Origin of the sequence: Nocardioides sp. NPDC057772 (assembly GCF_042798075.1) — a bacterium.
Lineage (GTDB): Bacteria > Actinomycetota > Actinomycetes > Propionibacteriales > Nocardioidaceae > Nocardioides.
Map to the genome: position 1 here is coordinate 1 of NZ_JBHVKN010000210.1, position 8,833 is coordinate 8,833.

10 protein-coding genes are annotated in these 8,833 nt (G+C 68.8%); 6 read left to right on the plus strand and 4 right to left on the minus strand.

Going from position 1 to position 8,833, the window contains the following annotated elements; all coding sequences use genetic code 11:
• On the plus strand, positions 1 to 513 hold a 513-nt coding region (locus ACFVJS_RS23630), incomplete at its 5' end, for a class I SAM-dependent methyltransferase (protein WP_378885610.1).
• Between the two features lie 136 nt (positions 514 to 649).
• Positions 650 to 901 (plus strand): hypothetical protein, encoded by a 252-nt coding sequence (locus ACFVJS_RS23635; RefSeq protein WP_378885612.1) that lies wholly within the window; start codon positions 650 to 652, stop codon positions 899 to 901.
• A 119-nt stretch (positions 902 to 1,020) separates the two neighbouring features.
• On the opposite strand, the gene ACFVJS_RS23640 is transcribed toward ACFVJS_RS23635, so the two are convergent.
• Positions 1,021 to 1,362: a hypothetical protein gene (locus tag ACFVJS_RS23640; RefSeq protein ID WP_378885614.1), complete on the minus strand. Its 342-nt coding sequence runs from the start codon at positions 1,360 to 1,362 to the stop codon at positions 1,021 to 1,023.
• 263 nt (positions 1,363 to 1,625) lie between these two features.
• Between ACFVJS_RS23640 and ACFVJS_RS23645 the strand changes: the two genes are divergently transcribed.
• Both ACFVJS_RS23645 and ACFVJS_RS23650 read left to right on the plus strand, forming a co-directional pair.
• Positions 1,626 to 2,795, plus strand: coding sequence for a DUF2157 domain-containing protein (locus ACFVJS_RS23645; protein WP_378885616.1), 1,170 nt, complete (start codon positions 1,626 to 1,628; stop codon positions 2,793 to 2,795).
• Complete coding sequence (locus ACFVJS_RS23650) at positions 2,792 to 3,253, plus strand: GDYXXLXY domain-containing protein (protein ID WP_378885617.1); 462 nt, start codon at positions 2,792 to 2,794, stop codon at positions 3,251 to 3,253. Before ACFVJS_RS23645 ends, ACFVJS_RS23650 begins: the two co-directional genes overlap by 4 nt.
• A 63-nt stretch (positions 3,254 to 3,316) precedes the next feature.
• On the opposite strand, the gene arc is transcribed toward ACFVJS_RS23650, so the two are convergent.
• The 3 genes from arc to ACFVJS_RS23665 all read right to left on the minus strand — a co-directional run bounded on the left by arc (position 3,317) and on the right by ACFVJS_RS23665 (position 7,470).
• Positions 3,317 to 5,080, minus strand: a complete 1,764-nt coding sequence (gene arc / locus ACFVJS_RS23655) for a proteasome ATPase (RefSeq protein ID WP_378885619.1) — start codon at positions 5,078 to 5,080, stop codon at positions 3,317 to 3,319.
• Positions 5,081 to 5,228: 148 nt separating this feature from the next.
• The gene (locus tag ACFVJS_RS23660) at positions 5,229 to 6,230 is read right to left on the minus strand and encodes a tRNA (adenine-N1)-methyltransferase (protein ID WP_378885621.1); all 1,002 of its coding nucleotides are present in this window, start codon (positions 6,228 to 6,230) and stop codon (positions 5,229 to 5,231) included.
• A gap of 67 nt (positions 6,231 to 6,297) precedes the next feature.
• The gene (locus ACFVJS_RS23665; RefSeq protein ID WP_378885623.1) at positions 6,298 to 7,470 is read right to left on the minus strand and encodes a site-2 protease family protein; all 1,173 of its coding nucleotides are present in this window, start codon (positions 7,468 to 7,470) and stop codon (positions 6,298 to 6,300) included.
• 135 nt (positions 7,471 to 7,605) lie between these two features.
• Between ACFVJS_RS23665 and ACFVJS_RS23670 the strand changes: the two genes are divergently transcribed.
• Together ACFVJS_RS23670 and ACFVJS_RS23675 are read left to right on the plus strand one after the other, a co-directional pair.
• Positions 7,606 to 8,487: a RecB family exonuclease gene (locus ACFVJS_RS23670; protein WP_378885625.1), complete on the plus strand. Its 882-nt coding sequence runs from the start codon at positions 7,606 to 7,608 to the stop codon at positions 8,485 to 8,487.
• Between the two features lie 87 nt (positions 8,488 to 8,574).
• On the plus strand, positions 8,575 to 8,833 hold a 259-nt coding region (locus tag ACFVJS_RS23675; protein WP_378885626.1), incomplete at its 3' end, for an acyltransferase family protein.

An 8,833-nucleotide genomic window follows, 5' to 3' on the forward strand; every position in this document is an offset into this window, starting at 1 on the left:
GTCATCGAGATCGGCTTCGGAAGCGGCAGCAACATCGGGCTCTATCCCGCCGAGGTCACCGAGATCGTCGCCGTCGAGCCGTCAGACCTCGCCTGGGAGCTCTCGGCGTCCCGGCGCTCGGGGTCGACGGTCCCGGTGAGCCGCGTCGGCCTCGACGGCGCCCGGCTCCCGCTCGACGACGCCTCGGTCGACACGGGCCTGGTCACCTTCTCGCTGTGCACGATCCCCGACGTCGCCGGCGCGCTCGCGGAGCTGCGTCGCGTCCTGCGCCCCGGCGGCACGATCGGCTTCGCCGAGCACGGCCTCTCCCCCGACCCCGCGGTCGCCCGCTGGCAGCACCGCCTCGACGGCCTCCAGCAGCGCCTCTTCGGCGGCTGCCACCTCACTCGTGACATTCCGGAACTCCTGGCCGACCAGGGATTTCAGGTCGATCTCCTCCACCAGGACTACCTCCCCGGCCCGGCCCCCTCCAAGCCGTGGGGATACGTGTCCGCGGGGCGCGCTTCGGCGTGACACGGCGCACATTCGCGTCACTTTGACGATACCCAGCCGCAGCCGTCAAGATTTCTACCAAGCGAATCTTCGCCGCAACTCGGGACCAGCGAACCCGGGCCACCGCATGCACGTTTGAGAAAGCCTTCGCACCCTCGTGACCGATCTCTGGTCCTATGCCTTGACCCTTCTCGGAGTCGCCGGAACGGCGCTCGTCGGCAGGAAGGTCTGGTGGGCGCAGCACTTCCTGCTCGTCACCCAGATCCCCTGGACCGCCTTTGCCCTCTTCACAGGGCAGTTCGGCTTCCTGCTCGGCGTGGTCCTCAACTCCGCCATCTACGTGTCCAGCGCACGTGAGTGGCAGCAGCAGCGACCTCAGCGCGCCCCGGCTCCCACCACGGCGCCCTGAGGGCCGCTCGGTCGGGCTGTCTGTTCGTCAAGGTATGCAGACGAACCGGCACTTCCCTGGCGGAATTCCGCACGGGAAGTGCCATGTTTCCTGCATACCTCGACGAACAGACCCCCGCCTCAGCGCTTGCGCGTACGCAGCGCGTGGGCGACGTTGACGCCGACGAGGCCGACCCAGGAGACCACCAGCGCACCGAGGTTGTCGGTGACACCGAGGGTGATGCTGATCGGGATGCCGGCGACGGCCGACCCGGCGCCGAGGACGAACTGGAACACCGAGGTGCGCGACTCGTTACGCTCGGCGAGCGTGCGGGCGGCCGCTGTGGCGCCGACCCGCTCCTGGACGGTCTTCTCGATGCGGTCGGCGAAGCCGGCGACGAGCTCGGCGTCGAACGCCTCCCCCAGCTCATGGCGGGTCTCCAACCCCGCCTCGATGTCCTTGCGCCCCATGTCGTCTGCCACGTCGTTCAACCTTAGAGGATCAGAAGCTGGGGTCCGTGCCGCCCGGCTTGGCTCGACCGGAGAGCGCCCACCAGGATCGACAACCACGCGTCCACACGTCTCTCCGTTCACGCCGCACGAGCGATCCCCGCGAATACCCGAAGACTAACGCCGCGACCCGGCCTGCGCAGCCGAAAATGAGGTCAGGCATCAGGACCTAAGAGCCGATGAGTTGAGTACATGGACTCACGCGCCGTTCCCCCGCGAACCGCTGCAATGGTCCTATGGACACAGACGTACGACCAGTCGCGCCGCGGCGGCTCGACTGGCTGAGCAACGAGGCCGACCGTTGGGTGAGCGAGGGCATCCTCACCGAAGACGCCGCGGAGACGATCAAGCGACGGTACGTCGCCTCCCATGCCGGCTCGCTGACACGGGTCGTCTCCTATCTCGGGGGCGGCTTCCTGGGCGTCGGGCTGCTCTGGCTGGTGGCCACGAACCTCGACGAGCTCTCACCGCTGGTGCGCTTCGTCGGGATCGTCCTCATCTGGCTCGCGTTCACCGCGGCCGCGGAGGCGCTCCCACTCCCCCGACCGCTGCGCGGCGCGTTCCGGGGCATCGCGGCGATGGGCTTCGGTGGGGTCGTCTTCCAAGCCGCACAGAGCCTCCAGGTGCCTGCCTACGAGCCGTCCCTGGTAGGGGTCTGGGGACTTGGGGCCCTGCTCTATGCGTACGCGAGCGCCGGCCTGGCGCCGCTGGTCGTCGGCATCGTGACCACGATGATCTGGTTCGACTGGCAGGTGGTGGCGAGCAGCGAGAGCACGTTCGCCGGCGTCTTCGCGGTCCTGGTCGGGGGCGCGGTCGCGACCGCGATGGCCGCGCTGCACGACCGGGGCCAGGAGACCTTCGCCCAGGTGTGGCGACTGGCCGGCGGCGTACTCGTTCTGGGCGGGCTGTTCGTCGCGGCGATCCCGCAGATCGGCGACCACGACCTGGCCTGGAGCCCCACCCTCGTCGTGGCGCTGGGGATCGCGGGACTCCTCGTCACAGTCGCGGTACTGCGTACCGACGGATTGTCGCGGTGGGAGGTGCTGGCCTCGGCGCTCATCGTGCCGACCGGACTCGCGCTGGTCGCGTGGGACCCGCAGGTGGACGACCTCGGCTCCGTCTCGGGAGAGGCGTGGCTGTCCGCTTTCGTCAGTATTGGGGTGTACGTCGTCGTCGCCGGTGCGGTCGCCGTCGACGGCTCCGTACGCGACCGGACGCTGCTCGTCGTGCTCGCCACGGGCGCTCTGGTCGCCTTCACGACCATGCAGAGCTTCGCCGTCTTCGCGCCGATCATGTCCGGCGCCACCCTGTTCCTGGTGCTGGGGGTGCTCCTGCTCCTCACCGGCTTCGTCTTCGACCGCGCCCGGCGCGGTGTGGCCGCCAATCTCAGTGAGGCTCTGTCATGAACACTCGCATCCGGGTGGCACTCGTCTGCCTCGTCAACCTCGGCCTCGTCGGCGTCGCCGTCGCCGGCCAGCTCTCGGCACGCGCCACCGGCGAAGAGATCACGCTCCGCGTCGAGCCGGTCGATCCGATCGACCCCTTCCGCGGCACCTACGTCGACCTCTCCTATCCCGGCATCAGCACGCGTACGACCAACGAGGCCGGCGATGCGTATGTCTCGCTGGCGCGACGCGGGCAGGTCTGGGAGGCCACCGGCGTGGCCACCGACCGGCCGGACGAGGGGCCGTTCCTGAAATGCCACGACGACGGCTGGCGGCTCAACTGCGGCATCGAGAGCTTGTTCGTTCCGCAGGAACGGGCGCGGGAGATCGAGGCCGAGGTCAGCGGCGGCCACGCCGTCGCGGTGGTGAAGGTCGACTCACGCGGCAACGCGGCTCTCGTCTCCGTTCGGAAGCCCTGACGGACCTCCACACGCCACAGGGCCCGCTGCCGTGGTGGCAGCGGGCCCTGCGTACGGACTCTTCTACAGGTACTGACCCGTGTTGGAGACCTGCTCGATCGAGCGGCCGGGCTCGGTGCCCTGCTTGCCGGTGATGAGCGTGCGGATGAAGACGATGCGCTCGCCCTTCTTGCCGGAGATGCGGGCCCAGTCGTCGGGGTTGGTGGTGTTGGGGAGGTCCTCGTTCTCCTTGAACTCGTCCACGCAGGCCTGGAGCAGGTGCTGCACCCGCAGGCCCTTCTGGGCGGCGTCCTCACCGGAGTCCAGGAAGGACTTGATGGCCATCTTCTTGGCCCGGTCGACGATGTTCTGGATCATCGCGCCGGAGTTGAAGTCCTTGAAGTAGAGGATCTCCTTGTCACCGTTGGCGTAGGTGACCTCCAGGAAGCGGTTCTCCTCGGACTCGGTGTACATCCGCTCCACGGTGGTGCGGATGAGCTCGTCGACGGTGGCCTGCTTGTCGCCGTTGAACTCGGCCACATCGGTCGGGTGCAGCGGCAGGTCGGGGACGAGGTACTTCGAGAAGATGTCGCGAGCACCCTCGGCGTCGGGACGCTCGATCTTGATCTTCACGTCCAGACGACCCGGGCGAAGGATCGCCGGGTCGATCATGTCCTCACGGTTGGAGGCGCCGATGACCAGGACGTTTTCCAGCGCCTCGACGCCGTCGATCTCCGAGAGGAGCTGCGGGACGATGGTGTTCTCCACGTCGGAGGAGACACCGGTGCCACGCGTACGGAACAGCGAGTCCATCTCGTCGAAGAAGACGATCACCGGGGTGCCGGCCGCAGCCTTCTCACGAGCACGCTGGAAGACCAGGCGGATGTGACGCTCGGTCTCACCGACGTACTTGTTGAGGAGCTCGGGGCCCTTGATGTTGAGGAAGTAGGACTTGCCGTCCGCCCCCGTCTTCGCGGCGACCTTCTTCGCCAACGAGTTGGCGACGGCCTTCGCGATCAGGGTCTTGCCACATCCCGGAGGGCCGTAGAGCAGCACGCCCTTGGGCGGCTTGAGCTGGTGCTCGATGAAGAGCTCCGGGTAGAGGTAGGGCAGCTCGACCGCGTCCTGGATCTGCTCGATCTGGCCGCTGAGGCCACCGATCGACTCGTAGGAGATGTCGGGCACCTCCTCCAGGACGAGCTCCTCGACCTCGGACTTGGGCACCTTCTCGTAGACATATCCCGAGCGAGGTTCGAGGAGCAGGGAGTCACCGGCGCGGATGGCGTCGTGCAGGAGCGGCTCGGCGAGCCGCACGACGCGCTCCTCGTCGGCGTTGGCGATCACCAGGGCGCGCTCGCCGTCGGCGAGCAGCTCCTTGAACATCACCACCTCGCCGACCTTCTCGAACTCCATCGCGGCCACGACGTTGAGCGCCTCGTTGAGCATGACCTCCTGGCCATAACGAAGCTCGTCCAGGTCGACGTTGGGCGATGCGGTCACCCGGAGCTTGCGTCCGCCGGTGAAGACATCGATCGAGTCGTCCTCGTTGCGCCCGATGAAGGTGCCGAAGCCCGCCGGCGGCTGCGCCAGCCGGTCGACCTCCTCCTTGAGCTTGATGATCTGGTCTCGGGCATCCCGAAGCGTCACGGTGAGTCGCTCGTTCTGCGACGTCACGGCGGCCAGGGAGCGCTGCGCGTCTGCGAGCCGCGCCTCCAGGCCACGCGAAGATCCGGGCATCTCGGTCAGCCTGTGCCGCAGGTCGGTCACCTCAGCTTCGAGGAAACGGACATGACTCTCGAGCTCCTCGGGGCTGCGCCCCTCGGAATGGAATCCATCGGATGTCGACATCAGCACACCTCCTCTACTCCTTCGACCCTACAAGGCGGAGGGGTAGGAGCGGAGAAGGATTTACCGGTGTTGGACACTATTCGGTCCACTTCGACCAGTTCGTGTCGATCTGTGGCACGTCGGAATCATCGACCGCCACCGAGCGGACTCAGTCCACCTCGGCGCCACCCTCCGGCGCGGCGCCGGGAACGTCGTCCGCGACCGGCTCGGGAGCAGGCATGTCGGCCGGCCGCGGACCCGTGTAGTCAGGTCCGTACGCCCCGGGAGCAGGTCGCCGCGTCTTGCGAGGCGCACGCTCGCCCGGCGCCAGCCTTCTTGCCGTCACCAGGAAGGCCGTATGGCCGATCATCTTGTGACCCGGGCGGACTGCCAGGCCCTCCACGTGCCAGTCGCGCACCAGCGACTCCCACGCCTGTGGTTCGGTGAACCCGCCGTGGGCGCGGACCGTCTCGACGAAGCGGGACAGCTGGGTGGTGGTCGCGACGTAGGCGCAGACCATGCCGCCCGGATAGAGCGACTCGGCGGCCGCGTCGATGCACTCCCAGGGAGCGAGCATGTCGAGGATCAGCCGGTCGCAGCGGATCTGCTGGCGCGGGAGCTCCTCCTGGAGGTCTCCGAGGTTGAGCGACCAGTTGGGGTGGGACTCCCCTGCCGGGGTGCCGAAGAACTGGTCGACGTTCTTGCGGGCGACCTCGGCGAACTCCTCGCGGCGCTCGAAGGAGGTCACCAAGCCGTGTGGGCCGACCGCGCGCAGCAGCGAGCAGGTCAGAGCACCGGAGCCGACCCCGGCCTCGACCACGGAGGCGCCGGGGAAGATGTCTGCCATGGCGACGATCTGGGCGGCGTCCTTGGGATAGACCACCGCGGCGCCACGCGGCATGGAGACGACGAACTCGCTCAGCAGCGGGCGAAAGACCAGGTATTCGCCTCCGGTCGAGGCGGTGACGGTGAAGCCCTCCTCGCGGCCGATCAGCTCGTCGTGGTCGATGTGACCCTTGTTGGAGAAGAAGCGCTTGCCCGCGACGAGCTCGAAGTTGTGGCGGCGACCCTTGGTGTCGGTCAGCCGCACCCACTCGCCCTCACGAAGCGGCCCGCGGTGCACACCTGCTCGGGCCTCGGCCGGAATGTCTGGGATCTCAGCGCTTGACACCCGCTGAGGCTACCGGTTCCCCCTGCCAACCCGGCAAACCACGACGCCCGCCTGGCAGGCCCGAGGCTCAGGCTCCGGCGCGGAACGCAGCGTCCACGTCGGAGGTGACCAGGACACCGTAGATCGAGCCGTCGGGCTCGACCAGGAGGTATTCGGGCGCCGGCTTCTTCGAGATCGCCTGGATCAGGGCCTCCCCGCCGATGTCGGCCGGGAGCGTGAGGCCGTCCTCGAGCTTGCGGGTGACCGTCGAGGTGGCCATCCACGGGCGGCGGTCCTCGGGAGTCGCCAGCAGGGCGCCCTCGTGCACCAGGCCGATCGGCTCGCCCCCGCTGGTCACGGTGACGATGCTGCCGGCCTCGGCCTCCTGGGCGCGGCGTACGGCCTCGGCCAGGGGGAGGTCGGCAGGCACGGCGAGGGTGCGGCGGGCGAGGTCTCGGGCGACGAGGAGCGGGAGCCGGAGGCGTACCTTCGCCGACATGATCGCCGCGGACGCGCCGCTCCAGAGGAAGACTCCGATGATGACCGCGAGGACGTAGTCCGTGAGGTCCGGCTGGATGCGGAGAATCTGACCCTGGGTGAAGGGCCACAGCAGCACCATGACGGCGAGGACGCGGCCGGCCCAGCCAGCGACGATGCTTCCGCGGTTGGGGTTCCCGGTCCCGGCCCAGACGGCTGCCTTCAGCAGCCTGCCGCCGTCGAGGGGCAGGCCCGGAACGAGATTGAGCACGCCGACGAAGAGGTTGGTGACCCACAACCCGGTGATGAACAGCCCGATCAGCCCGTCCGGGGTGAGGAACGAGACCCCGAAGGCAGCCGCGGCGACCCCCAGCGAGACCAGCGGCCCCACAACGGCGATCCAGAACTCGTGGCCCGGCTTCTTCGCCTCGCTCTCCACGGCGGTCGCGCCGCCGAGGAAGTGGAGCATGATCACGCCCACCGGATAGCCCAGGCGCTTGGCGACGATGGCGTGAGCCGCCTCGTGCAGCAGCACGGCGCCGTAGAGGACGATCGCGAACACGAAGCCTGCGACGTACGTCAGCCAGCCCAGGCCCGGCTCCACGGCCTCGATCTGGGGAGCCATCAGCCAGGCGATCAGCGCCGCGATGAGGAACCAGGACGGCGTCACCAGGACATCGCTGCCCGCGATGGAGCCGACCTTGATCGTGCCCGGGGCTCGGGAGGTGGGCGCCGCCTCTTCGACCGGCTTGTCGCCGCCGGGGCGTGGGTCAGGGTCTGCCACGTTCCGAGCGTACTTGAGCGACGGTTGCCGAGAGGTGGGCGCCCTTGGTCTCGACCCGCTCGACCTCCTCCCGTTTGCCCGACGCACGCGCCGGGCGAGGCTCGGATGTCGGTGCTTGCGCATAGTGTCGGCCTCATGAGCACCTCACCAGCCGACGCGCGGTCGACACCTGTCGACGGTGTCAACGTGCTGGGATCGCTCTCGCCCAGCCGCGCCAGCGACTTCACCTCGTGCCCGCTGCTCTTCCGGTTCCGCACGATCGACCAGCTCCCCGAGCCGCCGTCGGAGTCGGCCGCGCGCGGGACCGTGGTGCACAAGGTGCTCGAGGACCTCTTCGACCTGCCCGCTCCCGAGCGCACCCCGAGGCAGGCGAGGTCGATGGTGGAGCAGGCGTGGGAGGACGTACGCAGCCTCGACCCGGCCCTGGCGACGCTGTTCACCACCGAGGCAGGTGAGACGGAGGCCGGCTGGCTGGAGTCGTGCCGCCAGGTGCTGCGGCGCTACTTCGACCTGGAGGACCCGCGCCGCCTGGAGCCCGCCGAGCGGGAGCACTACGTCGAGGCCCTGCTCGACTCCAAGCTGCTCCTGCGGGGCTTCATCGACCGCGTCGACGTCGCCGCCGACGGCCGGATCCGGGTGGTCGACTACAAGACCTCGAGGATCCCCAGCGAGGCCTACGAAGCGAAGGCGCTGTTCCAGCTCAAGTTCTACGCCCTGGTGATCTGGCGCACCCGAGGCGTGGTGCCGGCGATGCTGCAGCTGATCTACCTCGGCTCGGGCGACATCCTGCGCTACGTCCCCGACGAGGCCGACCTGCTGGCGACGGAGCGCAAGGCCGAGGCGATCTGGCGCGCCATCCGCACCGCGCAGGAGACCGGCGACTGGCAGCCGAACCCGGGGAGGCTGTGCGGCTGGTGCGCCCACAAGTCGCTGTGCCCTGCGTTCGGCGGCACTCCTCCCCCGCTTCCGCCCACTCCAGGGCCCGTCACGGCGGGCGACGACCTCGACCTCGACTAGGCGCGTCTACCAGGATCGGCAGGTTGCGAGAGTTATCGTCGCGACGGATGTGACGGATGCGCTTGGCTGAGGGAGGTGCCGCTGCCCGTGAGCTCGACAGGCTCGCCCACCGGGAGCGCGACCTCGTCTCGGCATCGCCCCGACATCCAGGGTCTGCGTGCGATCGCGGTGCTCGCGGTCGTCGCGCTGCACGTCGGCTTCGGATCGCTGACCGGCGGTTTCGTCGGTGTCGACGTCTTCTTCGCGATCTCGGGCTTCCTGATCACCCAGCAGCTGATGCGTCAGGTGCGCACCGAGGGCCGGGTCAGCCTGCTCGGCTTCTACGCACGCCGTGCCCGCCGGATCC

Coding starts and splice junctions, on each gene's coding strand:
- ACFVJS_RS23645 (WP_378885616.1), top strand. CDS start 1,626: ATGGACACAGACGTACGACCAGTCGCGCCGCGGCGGCTCGACTGGCTG.
- ACFVJS_RS23650 (WP_378885617.1), top strand. CDS start 2,792: ATGAACACTCGCATCCGGGTGGCACTCGTCTGCCTCGTCAACCTCGGC.
- arc (WP_378885619.1), bottom strand. CDS start 5,080: ATGTCGACATCCGATGGATTCCATTCCGAGGGGCGCAGCCCCGAGGAG.
- ACFVJS_RS23670 (WP_378885625.1), top strand. CDS start 7,606: ATGAGCACCTCACCAGCCGACGCGCGGTCGACACCTGTCGACGGTGTC.